Genomic DNA, 15,051 nt, shown 5'->3' on the forward strand with positions numbered 1-15,051 from the left:
CGTGTCAGCCCTTGTGGACGAGGTCCGCGTAGCCCCGGTTCTTCCCGATGTAGGCCCGCGCGAAGGGGCAGATCGGCACGACCTTCAGACCGCGCTCGCGGATGTCGTCCAGGGACTCCCTCATGAGCGCGCTGGCCACGCCCCTGCCCTCGAAGGCCGGGTCGACCTCCACGTGGGGCAGGGCGTACACGCCCTCGTCGATCAGGTGGTAGGCGGAGAAGCCCACCACCTCCCCGTCCGCGCTGACCTCGTAGCGCGAGCGCTCCGGCACGTCGACGACCGTCAGGTCCATGACACTCCCCCGCCTCCTGCGTCCGCACACGCCGTGTGCGCGTGATGGGTGGGCCCTGGGGCCACGTTCCCACACCTACCCACCACGCACACCCCGGGCCCCGTCCCCGACCCCCGGGCGCGGGACGCGGGGCGCCGGGCGCCGGGGGTTCTGGGAGAACGTGGACCCGGCCTCCCGCACCCCCTGCGGGGGCGCGGGACGCGGGGCGGGACTCAGCGGCCGGCGAGGTACGGGTCGGTGATCCCCCGCGGGCAGGCCAGCGCGTCCAGGTCCCAGCCGGCGAGCCCGGCGCCCGCCCGGTAGGCGCTCTCCAGGAACTCCAGGACGGTGGCGCGCGGGTCCGGCGACTTGCGCGCGTCGGCGTAGCGCAGCAGCGCCAGGTGCCCCTGGCCGCTGCTCACCCACTCCGCGGAGGGGGGGTCGAGCCTCCGGTCCGTGAGCCCGTCCGGCTCGGGCGCCGTGTAGGAGTAGAAGCAGGGCTCCGGGATCTTGTCGTCGCCGAACCAGAAGCCGAAGCTCACCACCTCCCGCGAGTACGCCTCGCGCACCAGCTGCCCCGCCTCCCGGGGCTGGGGGACGGGGTGCGGGGAGAAGCGCGTGACGGCGATGTCGAACGTGTGCCAGAAGTGGTGCACCGGGCTGGTCTTGCCCGAGAAGCCGGCGGCGAACTCCTCCAGGACCAGGGCGACCTGGCTCAGCACCTGCCAGTAGCGGGTGGCGTGCTCGGGCACGTAGGCGGCGTGCTCGCGGTCCTCCGTGAACGGCCGCCCGGTGTCGGGCAGGTCGAACGGGGTCGCGTGCGGGATGCTGCCGTCCACGCCGAGGCTGTCCAGCGCCGACTGGAGCCCGAGGTAGAACGACGCCACGCTGTGCCCCTGGAGCGGGAAGGACGCGGTCCGCCCGTCCAGGTTCGCCGCGACCAGCCGGTGCCCGACGAAGTCGAAGTCGACGGTGAAGACGGGGTTGCCGTCCACGAGACCCATGGGACGGGTGGTGATGCCGCGCCCCGTGACGTGGAAGGGGACGTTCCACCAGTGGTTGCGGCGCGGGCTGTGCTGCAGTCGGACCTTGCCGACGACCTGCTCGAAGCGGTGCAGGGTCTGCTTGGTGTCGTACCACGAGTCGAGCGGGATGGCTGGGAACAGCTCCACGGACTCTCTCCTTCTCTCCTTGGTGGGTGGCATACACGGCCGGACCTGCGGACCGGGACCGGTCCCCGGCCGTGCGGGGCTCACCAGCCCCGGCGTGTGGACCGCTCGGACCGGCCGGCGCCGGCCGTGTGCCGGTCCCGCGTGCGGTAGACGACGTAGGGGCGGAACAGGTAGCCGACCGGCGCGCTGAACGCGTGCACCAGCCGCGTGAACGGCAGCAGCGCGAACAGTGCCAGGCCCGTCAGCGCGTGCAGCTTGTACGGGGCCTCGGCGGCGGCCATCGCCGCGACGTCCGGCTGCAGGATCCAGATCGAGCGGAACCACGGGGAGACCGTCCGCCGGTAGTCCTGGGTGTGCCCGCCCGCCAGCTCGACCCCGGCGAAGTACGCGGTCATGCCCAGCCCGGTGAGGATCGCCAGGACCAGCACGAGGTACATGAGCTTGTCGTTGCGGGTGGTGGCGCTGAAGACCGGGCCCGTGGTGCGCCGCCGCCAGATCAGCAGGGCGATCCCGCCGAGCGTGCACACCCCCGCGACCAGGCCCAGGCCCAGCGCGGTGACGTGGTAGAGGGCGTCGGACACCCCGAGCGCCCGGGTCCACCCCTCGGGCACCAGGAGCCCCACCACGTGGCCGAGGACGACGAAGAGCAGGCCTGCGTGGAACAGCGGGCTGCCGATGCGCAGCAGCCGCGACTCGTACAGCTCGGACGAGCGGGTGGTCCAGCCGAACCGGTCGTACCGGTACCGCCAGACCAGCCCGCCCACCGCGGTCACGAGCACCGTGTAGGGCAGGATGCCCCACAGGACCAGGTCGAGCGGCCCGGTGCCGTTCACGCCTGTCCCCCGTCGCCGCAGCCGCAGGCGGGCCCCGACGCCCGCGGCGCGGGCACGCCCGGCGCCGGCGGCACGCCGCCCGCCGGCCCCCCGGCGCCCCGGCCGGAGACGTCGGTCACCGGCAGCGGGACCCGGACACCGTACGGCTCCAGGCCCACGTCCTCCGCCGGAGGCCCCTCGGCGGCGAGCCGCCGCACCGCCTCCCGGTCGTCCCGCCGCTGCGGCGGCAGGGTCATGCGGACGGCGTCGACGACCCGCGCGTACGGGGTCCCGTGGGCGCGCAGCGCCTCCCACAGCAGGTCCAGGCCCGGACGGAAGCGCAGCAGCAGCGCCCCGCCCCTGGCGGCGTCCCCCCTGGCCGCGAACTCCAGGACGACCGCCAGGTGGTCGGGCAGCTCCCCCGCGTTCACCGACCACCCCGACTCGGCGTAGACCCGCTTGATCTCGGCGAGCGCGTGCCCGCGCCGCCGGGTGTCGCCGTCGGTGTAGTAGGTCATGTGCAGGGCTCGACGCCGGCGCAGGTCGAACACGTCGACGTAGTGCCGGCACAGTTCCAGCTCGGGCGTGCTGGCGGCGTGTTCGCAGAACTCCTGGAGCTCGGTGCGCACGGCGCCCCTGGGCAGCTCCGCGACCGCGCGCGCGACCAGCGGCAGGCGCTCGAAGAAGGCCTGGTCCGGATAGGCCAGGAGGACGGACGCGGCCTGGTGGGTGACCGCGATCCGGTGGGAGCGCCGGGCGGACCGGCCCGCGCCGAGCCAGCCCGGTCCCCGCTGCGCCGGGACCGCGGGGGCGCCCGCCCCCCCGACGGCCGCGGCCCGGTCCTCCCCGGTCGCGCCGCCCGTGTGCCCGTCCGCCCCGTCGGTGGTGGTGCTCATGACTGACCCCCCTCACGCGGCGCGGAGGCCCCGCCCCCGCCACCGCCGTCGGTGCCGTTGCCGTCCCCGCCCTGCCGGGGCGGGAAGAGTCCGTCGGGACGGCCGTTGCCGTCCCAGTTGAGGAGGTTGACGCGCCCCTCCGCGGGGACCCGCCCCTCCCCCTGCGCGGCCCCGCCGGTCTGGCGGTCCCGCAGGGCGTGGAAGGTCTCCACGGACGCGGCGTCCGGACGGCCGGACGCCTCGCCGAACGGGACGCCCCCCATCCCGCCCATCCCGGGCCCTCCCTCGAAGTCGAGGCCGCACCCGACCTCCTCGATGACCCCCCGGTCGGCCTCGTCCACCCCGTAGGCGGTGGGGACGACGTAGCGGTCGTCGTACTTGGCGAGGGCGAGGAGCCGGTACATGTCCTCGATCTCGGCGCCGGTCATGCCGACGGCCCCGGCGATGTCCTCGTCGCGCTCCTGCCCGAGGTTGATCCGGCGCATGTAGGAGCGCATGGCGGCGAGGCGGCGCAGGACCAGGTCGACGGGCGCGGTGTCCCCCGCCGTGAACAGCTCGGCCAGGTACTCGACCGGGATGCGCAGGGTGTCGATGGCGCCGAACAGGTTGCCGGCGTCCTCCCCGTCGTGCCCGGTGGAGGTGAGGGAGTCCACCACGGGCGACAGCGGCGGGACGTACCAGACCATCGGCATCGTCCGGTACTCCGGGTGCAGCGGCAGCGCCACCCGGAAGCGCTTGGCCAGCGCGTACACCGGTGAGCGGGCGGCGGACTCCACCCAGCGGTCGGGGATGCCGTCCCTGCGCGCGGCGGCGCGCACGGCCGGGTCCGCGGGGTCGAGGAACACGTCCAGCTGGGCGCGGTACAGCTCCTTCTCGTCCTCGACGGCCGCCGCGTCGCCCACCCGCTCCGCGTCGTAGAGGACGACGCCGAGGTAGCGGAGCCTGCCCACGCACGTCTCCGAGCAGATGGTGGGCATGCCCACCTCCACGCGCGGATAGCAGAACGTGCACTTCTCGGCCTTGCCGGTCTTGTGGTTGAAGTAGATCTTCTTGTACGGGCAGCCGGTGACGCACATGCGCCAGCCCCGGCAGCGGTCCTGGTCGACGAGCACGATGCCGTCCTCGACCCGCTTGTACAGGGCCCCGCTCGGGCAGGACGCCACGCACGTCGGGTTGAGGCAGTGCTCGCAGATGCGCGGCAGGTAGAACATGAAGGTCTCCTCGAAGGAGAACCTCACCCTGTCGCCGAGCTTGCGCACGATCGGGTCGTGCCGGGCCAGCTCCGGCCCGCCCCCGAGGTCGTCGTCCCAGTTGGCGCTCCAGGTGACCTGCATCGGCTCGCCGGTGAGCGCGGAGCGGGGCGAGGCCACCGGGAAGTCGTCCCCCAGGGGCGCGTTGAGGAGGGTGTCGTAGTCGTACGTCCACGGCTCGTAGTAGTCCTGGATCGACGGCATCACGGGGTTCGCGAAGATCGTCGCCAGCCTCTTGATGCGCCCCCCGGCGCGCGGCACCAGGCGGCCCCCGGCCTTGCGGACCCAGCCGCCCCTCCACCTGTCCTGGTCCTGGTAGGTGCGCGGGTAGCCCTGGCCGGGGCGGGTCTCGACGTTGTTGAACCAGGCGTACTCGACCCCGCTGCGGTTGGTCCACGCCTGCTTGCACGTGACCGAGCAGGTGTGGCAGCCGATGCACTTGTCGAGGTTCATGACCATGGCGACCTGGGCCATGACCCGGCCGACGGCCCGTTCCCCCCGGGCGCCGTCGGCCGCCGTCCCCTGCCCGCGGTTCGTGTCCTTGCGGCGTGCCATCAGTACCGCACCTCCGTGGTCCGCTTGCGCACGACGGTGATCTCGTCGCGCTGGTTTCCGGTGGGGCCGAGGTAGTTGAACGCGTAGGACAGCTGGGCGTAGCCGCCGATGAGGTGCGTCGGCTTGACCAGCAGGCGGGTGAGCGAGTTGTGGATGCCGCCGCGCCTCCCCGTCGTCTCCGTCTTGGGGACGTCGATGGTGCGCTCCTGGGCGTGGTGCATGTACACGGTGCCGACGGGCATCCGGTGCGACACCACCAGGCGGGCGGCGACCACGCCGTTGCGGTTGACCGCCTCCACCCAGTCGTTGTCGGCGGCCTCGATGACCGCCGCGTCCTCCACGCTCATCCAGATGGTCGGGCCGCCCCGCGACAGGGTCTGCATGAGCAGGTTGTCCTGGTACTCGGAGTGGATGGACCACTTCGAGTGCGGGGTCAGGTAGCGGACGGTGACCTCGCGCCGCCCGTTCGGGCCGATGCGGGGCTCGCCGAACAGGCGGCTGATGTCGAGCGGCGGGCGGTACACCGGGAGCGCCTCGCCGAACTCGTGCATCCAGTCGTGGTCCAGGTAGAAGTGCTGTCGCCCGGTCAGGGTGTGCCAGGGCTTGTCGTGCTCGACGTTGATCGTGAACGGCGAGTAGCGGCGGTCGGCCGCCTCCTTGCCCGACCACTCGGGGCTGGTGCCCACCGGGGTGGGGCCCCGGCGGGCGTCGTCGAAGACCACGCGGCGCTCGGCCGAGTGGGCGGCCAGCTCGCCCATGTCGGTGCCGGTGCGGGCCGCCAGGCGCTCGAAGCCCTGGGCCGCCAGGCGTCCGTTGCTGGTGCCCGACAGGGCGAGGATCGCCTCGCAGGCCTTGACGTCGGTGTCGAGGGAGGGCCGCCCGTCGGCGACGCCCCCGCGGACGGCGCCGTTGCGTTCGCGCAGCCACTCCACCTCCTCGTCGGGGGTGAAGGAGACGCCCTTGACCGGGAGCCCCGCGGACTCGGTCAGGGGCCCCAGGGACGCCATCTTCTGCGCGACCGCCGAGTAGTCGCGGCGCACGGCCACGACGGCGGGCATGGTCCGGCCGGGGACCGGCCGCTCGCCGTCCGCCTTCCAGTCCACCGGGACCCCGTGCGGCTGGGCCAGCTCGCCGGGGGTGTCGTGCTGGTGGGGCACCGCCACCAGGTCGGTGACCTCGCCCAGGTGGTCGGCGGCCAGGGCGCTGAAGGCCCGCGCCAGGGCGTGGAAGGCGTCGAAGTCCGTGCGGGTCTCCCACGGCGGGTCGATCGCCGGGTTGAACGCGTGCACGAACGGGTGCATGTCCGTGGTGGACAGGTCGTGCTTCTCGTACCAGGTGGCGGCGGGCAGGACGATGTCGGACAGCAGCGTCGTGCTGGTCATGCGGAAGTCCATCGACAGCAGCAGGTCGAGCTTGCCCTCCGGGGCCTCCTCGCGCCAGCTGACGTCGCGCGGCCGGTCGTCCGGCCCGGCGGGTTGCGCCCGGAGGTTGGAGTGCGTGCCGAGCAGGTGCTTGAGGAAGTACTCGTTGCCCTTGGCGGAGGAGCCGAACAGGTTGGACCGCCAGACGGTGAGCGTCCTGGGCCAGTTGGCCGGGTCGTCCGGGTCCTCCGCGGCGAAGCGCAGGGTGCCGTCGGCCAGCTGGCCGGCGACGTACTCGCCGGGGTCCTGCCCGAGCTCGTCGGCCTCGCGGCCCAGGTCGACCGGGTTGCGGTTGAACGTGGGGTAGGACGGCATCCAGCCCATCCGGGCCGACGAGGCCACCAGGTCGGCGGTGTGCATGCCGCGCACGCGCCCCGGCCCCAGCGGCGAGGCCAGGGCGTCGGCGCGGTAGGTGTCGTAGCGCCACTGGTCGGTGTGGGTGTACCAGTACGCCGTCCCGGCCATGAAGCGCGGCGGCCTCGACCAGTCCGCCCCGGAGGCGTAGGCCGCCCAGCCGGTGGCGGTGCGGCACTTCTCCTGGCCCACGTAGTGCGCCCAGCCGCCGCCGTTGACCCCCTGGCAGCCGGTGAGCAGGAGCAGGGACAGGAAGGCGCGGTAGGCGTTCTCCCCGTGGAACCACTGGTTCGTGCCCGCGCCGAGGATGATCATGGCCCGGCCGCCGGAGGCCTCGGCGGTGTCCGCGAACTCGCGGGCGATGCGGGCCGCCCGGTCGGCCGGCACCCCCGTGACCGCCTCCTGCCAGGCGGGGGTGCAGCACTCGCCCGGGTCGTCGTAGCCGGTCGGCCAGACGCCGGGCAGGCCGTCGCGGTACACCCCGTACTGGGCGAGGAGCAGGTCGAAGACCGTGGTGACGAGGCGGTCGCCCACCCTGCGGACCGGGACGCCCCGGGTGGCGACCCCGGCGGCGCCGGTGGGGGTGTCGAAGCGGGGCAGGGCGATCTCGGCCGCCTCGCCGCCCACCTCGTAGAAGCTGAGGGCGGGAGTGCGGCCCTCCAGGTCGAGGTTCCACCTCCCCAGGCCCTCCTCGCCCCACCGGTCGCCGACGGTGCCGTGGGGAGCGGCCGGCGCGTCCTCCCCCTCCGCCCAGATCACCGGCTTCCAGTGGGCGTTCTCCCCTCCGCCGGGACCGAGGTCGGCGGCGGTGAGGAACTTGCCGGGCACCAGGCGGCCGTCGCGGCTGTCCAGCGAGACCACGAACGGCAGGTCGGTGTACCGGCGGACGTAGTCCTCGAACCGGGGCGTGGTCCGGTCGACGAACCGCTCCTTGAGGATGACGTGGCCCATGGCCATGGCCAGCGCCCCGTCGGTCCCCGGGTGGGGGGCCAGCCACTCGTCCGCGAACTTGGTGGCGTCGCTGTAGTCGGGGGAGACCACGACGACCTTCTGGCCCCGGTAGCGGGCCTCGGCCATCCAGTGCGCGTCGGGGGTACGGGTGACCGGGACGTTGGAACCCCACAGCACCAGGTAGGCGGCGTCCCACCAGTCGCCGGACTCGGGGACGTCGGTCTGGTCGCCGAACACCTGGGGCGAGGCCACCGGCAGATCGGCGTACCAGTCGTAGAACGACAGCATGGAGCCGCCGAGGAGGTTCACGAAGCGGGCGCCCACCCCGTGCGAGACCATCGACATCGCGGGGATCGGGGAGAACCCGGCCACGCGGTCCGGACCGTACCTCTTGATGGTGGACACGTGGGAGGCGGCGGCGATCTCCAGCGCCTCGTCCCACGTGACGCGCACCAGACCGCCCTTGCCGCGCGCCCGCTGGTAGCGGCGGCGCCTGACCGGGTCGGCGGTGATCTCCTCCCAGGCCGCCACGGGGTCGCCCAGGCGTCCGCGCGCCTCCCGGTACATCTCCACGAGGACGCCGCGCGCGTACGGGTAGCGGACGCGGGTCGGAGAATAGGTGTACCAGGAGAAGGCCGCGCCGCGGGGACAGCCCCGCGGCTCGTATTCGGGACGGTCCGGGCCGACGGAGGGATAATCCGTGGCCTGCGTCTCCCAGGTGATGATCCCGTCCTTCACGTACACGTCCCAGGAACACGAACCGGTGCAGTTCACGCCGTGGGTGGAACGCACGACCCTGTCGTGGCTCCAGCGGTCCCTGTAGAAGACGTCGCCCTCTCGTCCGCCGTGCCTGACCTGCGCCCGGACGCCGTCCAGCGGCTCCGCCCGGCTCAGGTGACCGCCCAACCGGAGAAGGGCCTCCCCCGCGCCTCCGCCTTTGCCCTTTTCCGCCATACGGGAGCCACCTCGTTTAACAGCGCATTGCCGAGAATTGCATTTCCACGCGGTTCCGGTGTCCTGTGCCCATGACATTCCGTTAATGAATATGCCTCCTTCGGCGCGGAAGTCACGTATCCCACACCGGAAGGGGTGACAATCACCTCCGAAAGGGACACCGCCGGCCGGATCGACAGGACGTGGGGGACCGCCATGGGAGCGGAAGTCGGGGAGCGGGACACCCGCTCGGGAACGGCGGGCGCCAACCTCGCCCTGGCCACGGCGGCGTTCGCGCTGACCTTCTGGGCCTGGAACCTCGTCGGACCGCTGTCGCGGACCTACACGCAGGAGCTGGACCTGTCGCCCTCGCAGACCTCGCTCCTCGTGGCGTTCCCGGTGCTCGTGGGCTCCCTGGGCCGCATCCCGGTCGGCTCGCTGACCGACCGCTACGGCGGGCGGCTGATGTTCACGGTCATCTGCTTCGTGAGCATCGTGCCGACCTTCCTCGTGGGCGTGTCGTCGGGGTCCTACGCGATGCTGCTGGTCTGGGGCTTCTTCCTCGGGATCGCGGGCACGTCGTTCGCCGTCGGGATCCCGTTCGTGAACGCCTGGTACAGGGCCGGGCGGCGCGGTTTCGCCACGGGCGTGTTCGGGGCGGGCATGGGCGGCACCGCCCTGTCGTCGTTCCTCACCCCCCTGCTCGTCGAGAAGACGGGGGTGCTCACCACCCACCTGCTGATGTGCGCGGCCCTGGCGGCCATGGGCGCGGTGATGTGGGTGTTCAGCCGGAACTCCCCCGCGTGGAGGCCCCGCACGGAGCCGGCCCTGCCGGGGATGCGCGACGCGCTCGGGCTCAAGGCGACGTGGCAGGCGTCCCTGCTGTACGCGGTCGCCTTCGGCGGGTTCGTGGCCTTCTCCACCTATCTGCCGACCCTGCTGACGATGGCGTACGACTACGCGCAGACCGACGCCGGGGTGCGCACCGCCGGTTTCGCGGTCGCCGCCGTGATCGCCCGGCCGGTCGGCGGCATCCTGTCGGACCGGCTCGGCCCGGTGCGGGTGTGCCTGGCGTCGTTCCTGGGCACGTGCGTGTTCGCGGTCGTGCTGGCCCTGCACCCGCCCGCGGAGTTCCCGGCGGGTGCGGCCTTCGTGCTGATCGCGCTGTCGCTGGGCCTGGGCACGGGCGCCGTGTTCGCGCTGGTCGCGAAGCTGGTCGACCCGTCCAGGGTCGGTACCGTGACCGGGCTCGTGGGCGCGGCCGGGGGTCTGGGCGGCTACTTCCCGCCGCTGCTGATGGGGGTCGTCTACCAGGCGACGGGCGCCTACACGCTGGGCTTCGTGCTGCTGGCGGCGGTCTCGCTGGCGGTGGCCCTGTACACCTCGCGGGCCTTCCGCGGCGTGTCCGCCTGACCCCGCGCCGGGGAGCCCGGCGCGCGGCCCGCGCGGACGGCCCCGGACCCGGGACCGGTCCGGGTCCCCGTCCCCGACGCGACGCCTCCCGGAGGGGCCGTGCCCGGAGGGCTCGCCTCAGGCGCACGGGCCGGGATCCGGAGGGGCGGCGGGCGGTCGGGGCCCGCCACGGCCGTCAGGGGGCGATGTCCCGGGCGCGGACGAGGGCGGCGGCGCGGTTGCCCACCTTCACGCGCTCCAGGGCCCTGACGCCCTCCGGCAGGGCGACCCGCCTCGTCCTCGCGGTCACCACCACGACGGCGTGCTCGGGCAGCACCCGCCCCAGGGAGGCCAGCATCGCCCGCAGCGGCGCCCCTCCCCCGGCCGATCCGCCGCCTTCGCGGCGGTCGGCCGGCGCGTGCCCGGTACCGCCCCCGTGCCCTGCGGCCCCGGGGCCCCCGTCCTCCGGGACGGCCCCCGCCCAGGAGGTCATCTCGCCGTAGGGCACGTCGGTCACCACCAGGTCCGCCCCCACCGGCTCCCGCAGGGAGAACACGTCCTCGACGACCGCCTCGTGGGGCAGGTCGCCGCCCATGGCGGACAGCCCTGCGGCGAGGTCGCGGGTGGCCTCGGCGCGCTCGACGAACTCCGGGCGGCCGAAGTCGCGGGCGGAGCGCCGGAGCTCGTCCTCGCGCTCGGCCAGCCCCTCGGCGGAGAGCAGGCGGAGGTTGCGGGCCGCCAGGGCGACGGCGTCCGGGTCCACGTCGCCCGCGCGGACGCGCGTGAGCCGTTCGCGGTGCAGGAAGCCCAGGACCGTGACCAGGTAGCCGCTGCCGCAGCAGGGGTCCCAGAGGCGCACGCGCTCCTCCTTGGTGTGCACCATCGCCCGCTGGAACAGCTCGCTCGCCAGCCGCACCGGGAAGCCCGGGAAACCGGGTGCGGACCGCAGCACCTGCCCGCTCGCCAGAGCCGAGTGGTCGGTCCGCTCGACGGCGTACCGGTAGCTCACAGTGCCCCTGCCCTTCCGTGTCCTGCTTCGTCGGCGCCCCGGCCGCGGTCGCCCGCGGGCGGCCCCGCACCGGTCTCCCCGGCCTCCGCCGCGCTCAACCCGCGCGCGGCGGACGGAACCGCACCGCCCCCGGCGGCACGGCCGGCCCCGGGGGCCGGGCACGGCGCCGTGCGCGACCCGGCGTGCGCCTCCCATGTTCCCCGAGCACGGCGGAACACGGCGGGCGGCGCGCCCCGGCCGCTCCCCGGAGGCCGGGCACGGCCCCCGGAGGACCGGATCGCCCGGGGCCCGGGAACGCCGAAGGCCCGGCGTCCTGGGACACCGGGCCTTCTCATGCGGTCCTGACGGGATTTGAACCCGCGGCCTCCACCTTGACAGGGTGGCGAGCACTCCTAACTGCTCCACAGGACCTCGTTGCTGGTACAACTCTAGCGCGGTTTCGGAGTACTTCGTACCGGCTCCCGCCTAGAGTGGCAGGCATCCGCTCCACCACCCCGACGACCCCGAGAGGACCCGGCGTGAACGAGTCACCGGCCCCCCTTCCGCCCGGACCGGACAGCACCCGGGTCGACCGCTGGCTGTGGGCCGTACGCCTGGTCAAGACCCGCGCCGACGCGGCGCAGGCCTGCCGGGGCGGGCACGTGCGCGTCAACGACCGCCCGGCCAAGCCGGCCTCCCCGGTCAAGCCCGGCGACGAGGTGCGGGTCCGCCTGCACGGGACCACGCGGATCGTGGAGGTCGGCCACGTCATCGAGAAGCGCGTCAGCGCCCCGGTCGCCGTCCGCTGCTACGCCGACAACACCCCCGAGGCCCCGCCCGAGGCGAACCTTCCGGTCATCCGCCGGGACCGGGGGGCCGGACGCCCGACCAAGCGCGACCGGCGCGTCCTGGACCGGCTCCGCACGGAGTTCCCCCCGCCCGTCTGACGGACGGCCTCCCCCATTCCGCCGGCACTCCTCGCGTCGGACCGCGAGGCCGACGCCTGCGCCCCCGGCGGGACCGCGGCGGCGGGGGCGGGGGCGACCGGCGGGGCCGGTTCCCCCGGCCCCGCCGCCGAGGCGGCGGGGAGCCCCGGGGCGGCCCGGCGACCCCTCAGCGGTCCGGGGACCGCGAGTCCTTGTGCGCGGCCAGGCGCGCGGACAGCACGAGTACCGCGCAGGCGAACACCGCCGCCGCCAGCCCCGGACCCGCAGCCAGATCGCCGCTGTTCCGGGGCCAGGAGAACAGGAACAGCAGCGGGGACGCCGCCGCGAGGACCTGGACCGTCACGAAGAGGACCCTCGACCAGGTCACGACCGCGCACACCGCGACCGCCAGGAGCACGAGGAGGACCGTGAAGGCCGCGGCGAGGAGCAGGCGCTCGTCCTCGAAGGACGCAGCCAGCACGTCCCATCCCGTGGCGGACGCGCGCACCCCGTACATGCTGGGAACGCCCTCGTCGCTGATGTCGTACGCGTACGGGACCTCCTCCCGGGCCCAGGGCAGGGACAGCGAGAGGAACAGGGCGACGGCCCCGGCCGCGGAACCCGCCGCGGCCGTCCGCGCCCTGGACTCCGCGGCGGAGGACTCCCGCGCCCTGATCTCCAGCCGGGTCACGCGCCTTCTCAGCTGTTCCGTCTCCGAGGGCTTCCCGGCGTCGTCCGGCATGGATGGTCCTCCTGGGGTGGGGTCGGGTGGGGGTGGGGGTGGGGGGGAGAAGGCGGGGCGGGGCCCGGGCCGGGCCCGCGGGACCGGCGGCGGACACCGCGGCACGGGTCCGGCCGACCGGCGGACGGGAGCGTCCGGCGGCGAGGGGGCACAGCCGTGGCGCGGCGGGCGTTCCGGCTAGAGCGGGTGCCCCGCCAGGAAGTCGAGGACCTCGCGGGTGGCCTTCGGCCCGTCCTCGTGCAGGTAGCCGTGGCGCATCCCCGGCAGCACCAGCAGGCGAGCGCCGGGGATCCGCCCGGCCAGGAGGGCGGCGTTGCCGACCGGGGTCAGCTCGTCGTCCTCGCCGTGCACGACGAGGGTCGGCGCCTGGATGCCCGGCAGCAGGTCCCGGCCGTCGTAGCCGGTGCTCGCGCCGAAGTGCAGGCGCTGGGCGCGCAGAGGGCCGTGCGGGAGGATGCCGGTGACGGCCTCGGGATGGGCGGACGCCCACGCGGGCGAGTAGAACAGCTCGGCGATCGCGTCCCGCCCGGCCGCGGTGTTGGCCCGGCGCAGCGCCAGGGTGGCCGAAGCCGGGCGCTCCACCTCGTCGGCCCCGCCCGGGCCGGTGGAGCCCAGGACGAGCGCGCCGACGCGGTCCGGCGCCGCGGACGCGAACACCTGGGCGACCTTGCCGCCCATGGAGAACCCGTAGACGTGCGCCCTCGGGATCTCCAGGGCGTCCAGGACGGCCAGGGCGTCCTCGGCGAACAGCTCCAAGGTGTAGGGCTCGCCCAGGGGCGCGTCGCTGCCGCCGGTGCCCCGGAAGTCCACCCGTACGACCCGGTGCCCGGCCGCCAGCCCGGCGCGGACGCCCTCCCACATCCCGTGGTCGAGGGACTGCCCGTTGAGGAGCAGGAGGGGGTCGCCCTCACCGAGGGTGTCGTACCAGATGCGGGTTCCGTCCGCCGCGGTCACATGGCTCACGGGTCCGGACACTACCCGATGACGTGCGCGGGGGCCGTGTCACGTGTCACCCGGGGAGCGGGGGACCCGCGCGACCCCGCCCCCGGACCGCGGGACGCCGCGTTCGGCCCCCTCCCCGCCGCGGGCGCCCGCGCGCCGGACCTCCTCCGCCGTGGCGCCCCTCACCCGGGTCCCGGGGGAGGGGGCGTGTCGGCGCCCGCCGCTCAGGGACGGGCTCCCGACAGGCGCGGGAGGCGCTCCGGGTCGCGGTCGGCGTCCGCCGCTCAGGGGCGAGGCGCCTTCTCCCCGTGGACCGCCCGGTACTCGGCCGCGAGCCAGGGTCCCAGGTCCTCGATCAGCTCCTCCAGCACCTCCGGGTCGCCCGAGGGGGCACGGCCCTCCGCGACCGCCGCCCGCATCTGCCCGAGGCGGTCGGGACGGTAGCGGCCGAAGATCTCGGCGGACTCGTCGAGGTCGCTGGTCCAGCCGCCCCAGAGGGGCATGACCAGGGTGAAGCCGGTGCGGACCAGGCGGCGGCCGACGCCGCGTCCGAGCCCCGCGCGCTCGGCCGCGGTCTCCGCCCGCCCGGCACGCTCCCGCCAGCGGGGCAGCACCAGGTGCAGGTCCCCGTTGGTCTCGCGCGCCAGCAGGGACGTGGGACGGTAGCGCGGCAGCCGGTCCGCGAGGTCCTCGCCGAGCAGGGGCGTGCACAGGCAGGCGACGAAGAAACCGAAGTCGTGCCGTTCGAGCTCGCTGAGCGCGTCGCGGACCGACCCCAGCAGGACGCCCACCCCGTCGACCTCTCCGAAGGCGGCGTCGAGGTCGGCCTCCATCTCCCCGGCCGCCTCCCGCTGCGCCCCGGTCACGGCGTCGCGGAACACCAGTTGCAGGTCGAGGTCGGAGGTCCCGGGGACCGCGGTGCCCCGGGGGACGCTTCCGTAGAGGTAGGCGCTGTGCAGCGCGTCGCCGAACAAACCGGCGATCCGGGCGCGGGCGGCCTCCACCACGGGCGCGAAGGCCGGCCCGACCCGCGCGAGCGAGCCCTCACGCGCGATCGCGCCGTCCGTGTCCAGCCCCCGCCCGTCGTCCATGGACGCACTGTGCCGTATCCGGGCGGACGCCGCGACCGCATTTCCCCGACGCCGCCGGCGCGCCCCGCGCACGGCCCCCCTGCCGGGACCCGGCCCGTGCCGGTCGGCGGTCCGCGCCGACGGCCGGCCCCGCTGCCGGGGCCGGCCTTCACTGCGGCGGACCGCCGGGGACGGATCCGTCAGCCCGCGTGCTCGGCCGCGGGCCGGCGCCGGCGGACCGGCTTCCGGTAGGTCAGTGTGCGCAGCAGGACCTCCGCCGGTCCGCGCCGGCCCGCCCGGTCGAGCAGGTACGCCGCGAGGACGGTCAGCAGCCAGGTGCCGAAGGCCACCAGGACCGCCGACCAGCTGGACAGGT

The 15,051-nt window shown here is 74.6% G+C and carries 13 protein-coding genes and 1 tRNA gene; 2 read left to right on the top strand and 12 right to left on the bottom strand.

Annotation, left to right across the window (positions count from 1 at the left end; genetic code table 11):
- Positions 1 to 4 precede the first annotated feature (4 nt).
- The 6 genes from ACFQBR_RS32730 to ACFQBR_RS32755 all read right to left on the bottom strand — a co-directional run bounded on the left by ACFQBR_RS32730 (position 5) and on the right by ACFQBR_RS32755 (position 8,636).
- The gene (locus ACFQBR_RS32730) at positions 5 to 292 is read right to left on the bottom strand and encodes a GNAT family N-acetyltransferase (RefSeq protein ID WP_267946990.1); all 288 of its coding nucleotides are present in this window, start codon (positions 290 to 292) and stop codon (positions 5 to 7) included.
- 212 nt (positions 293 to 504) lie between these two features.
- Entirely contained in the window at positions 505 to 1,443 is a 939-nt protein-coding gene (locus tag ACFQBR_RS32735) for a DUF5996 family protein (protein ID WP_267946991.1), read from the bottom strand.
- 80 nt (positions 1,444 to 1,523) lie between these two features.
- Positions 1,524 to 2,276 (bottom strand): respiratory nitrate reductase subunit gamma, encoded by a 753-nt coding sequence (narI, locus tag ACFQBR_RS32740; RefSeq protein WP_267946992.1) that lies wholly within the window; start codon positions 2,274 to 2,276, stop codon positions 1,524 to 1,526.
- Positions 2,273 to 3,151, bottom strand: a complete 879-nt coding sequence (gene narJ, locus ACFQBR_RS32745) for a nitrate reductase molybdenum cofactor assembly chaperone (protein ID WP_378554954.1) — start codon at positions 3,149 to 3,151, stop codon at positions 2,273 to 2,275. Before narJ ends, narI begins: the two co-directional genes overlap by 4 nt.
- Positions 3,148 to 4,956: a nitrate reductase subunit beta gene (gene narH / locus ACFQBR_RS32750; protein WP_378554955.1), complete on the bottom strand. Its 1,809-nt coding sequence runs from the start codon at positions 4,954 to 4,956 to the stop codon at positions 3,148 to 3,150. Before narH ends, narJ begins: the two co-directional genes overlap by 4 nt.
- Positions 4,956 to 8,636 carry a nitrate reductase subunit alpha gene (locus ACFQBR_RS32755; protein WP_344183635.1) on the bottom strand — a complete coding sequence of 1,227 codons (3,681 nt, stop codon included), beginning with the start codon at positions 8,634 to 8,636 and terminating at the stop codon, positions 4,956 to 4,958. Before ACFQBR_RS32755 ends, narH begins: the two co-directional genes overlap by 1 nt.
- Positions 8,637 to 8,831: 195 nt before the next feature.
- Here ACFQBR_RS32755 and ACFQBR_RS32760 point away from each other — a divergent pair, with 195 nt between their 5' ends.
- Entirely contained in the window at positions 8,832 to 10,028 is a 1,197-nt protein-coding gene (locus ACFQBR_RS32760) for an MFS transporter (protein ID WP_344183633.1), read from the top strand.
- A gap of 175 nt (positions 10,029 to 10,203) precedes the next feature.
- On the opposite strand, the gene ACFQBR_RS32765 is transcribed toward ACFQBR_RS32760, so the two are convergent.
- Complete coding sequence (locus tag ACFQBR_RS32765) at positions 10,204 to 11,016, bottom strand: rRNA methyltransferase (protein WP_344183631.1); 813 nt, start codon at positions 11,014 to 11,016, stop codon at positions 10,204 to 10,206.
- Positions 11,017 to 11,352: 336 nt separating this feature from the next.
- Positions 11,353 to 11,427: transfer RNA gene (locus ACFQBR_RS32770), tRNA-Asp, on the bottom strand.
- Positions 11,428 to 11,534: 107 nt separating this feature from the next.
- Between ACFQBR_RS32770 and ACFQBR_RS32775 the strand changes: the two genes are divergently transcribed.
- On the top strand, positions 11,535 to 11,942 hold the full coding sequence (locus ACFQBR_RS32775; protein ID WP_344183630.1) for an RNA-binding S4 domain-containing protein: 408 nt from the start codon (positions 11,535 to 11,537) through the stop codon (positions 11,940 to 11,942).
- Between the two features lie 166 nt (positions 11,943 to 12,108).
- Here ACFQBR_RS32775 and ACFQBR_RS32780 read toward each other — a convergent pair whose 3' ends face one another.
- The 4 genes from ACFQBR_RS32780 to ACFQBR_RS32795 all read right to left on the bottom strand — a co-directional run bounded on the left by ACFQBR_RS32780 (position 12,109) and on the right by ACFQBR_RS32795 (position 15,049).
- Positions 12,109 to 12,663, bottom strand: coding sequence for a hypothetical protein (locus ACFQBR_RS32780; RefSeq protein ID WP_267946998.1), 555 nt, complete (start codon positions 12,661 to 12,663; stop codon positions 12,109 to 12,111).
- A 177-nt stretch (positions 12,664 to 12,840) separates the two neighbouring features.
- On the bottom strand, positions 12,841 to 13,626 hold the full coding sequence (locus ACFQBR_RS32785; RefSeq protein ID WP_267946999.1) for an alpha/beta fold hydrolase: 786 nt from the start codon (positions 13,624 to 13,626) through the stop codon (positions 12,841 to 12,843).
- Between the two features lie 263 nt (positions 13,627 to 13,889).
- The gene (locus ACFQBR_RS32790) at positions 13,890 to 14,696 is read right to left on the bottom strand and encodes a nucleotidyltransferase domain-containing protein (RefSeq protein ID WP_344183627.1); all 807 of its coding nucleotides are present in this window, start codon (positions 14,694 to 14,696) and stop codon (positions 13,890 to 13,892) included.
- Positions 14,697 to 14,875: 179 nt separating this feature from the next.
- Positions 14,876 to 15,049 (bottom strand): DUF418 domain-containing protein, encoded by a 174-nt coding sequence (locus ACFQBR_RS32795; protein ID WP_378554957.1) that lies wholly within the window; start codon positions 15,047 to 15,049, stop codon positions 14,876 to 14,878.
- Positions 15,050 to 15,051: the final 2 nt, after the last annotated feature.

It is taken from the genome of Nocardiopsis tropica (genome assembly GCF_042660575.1).
GTDB lineage: Bacteria > Actinomycetota > Actinomycetes > Streptosporangiales > Streptosporangiaceae > Nocardiopsis > Nocardiopsis tropica.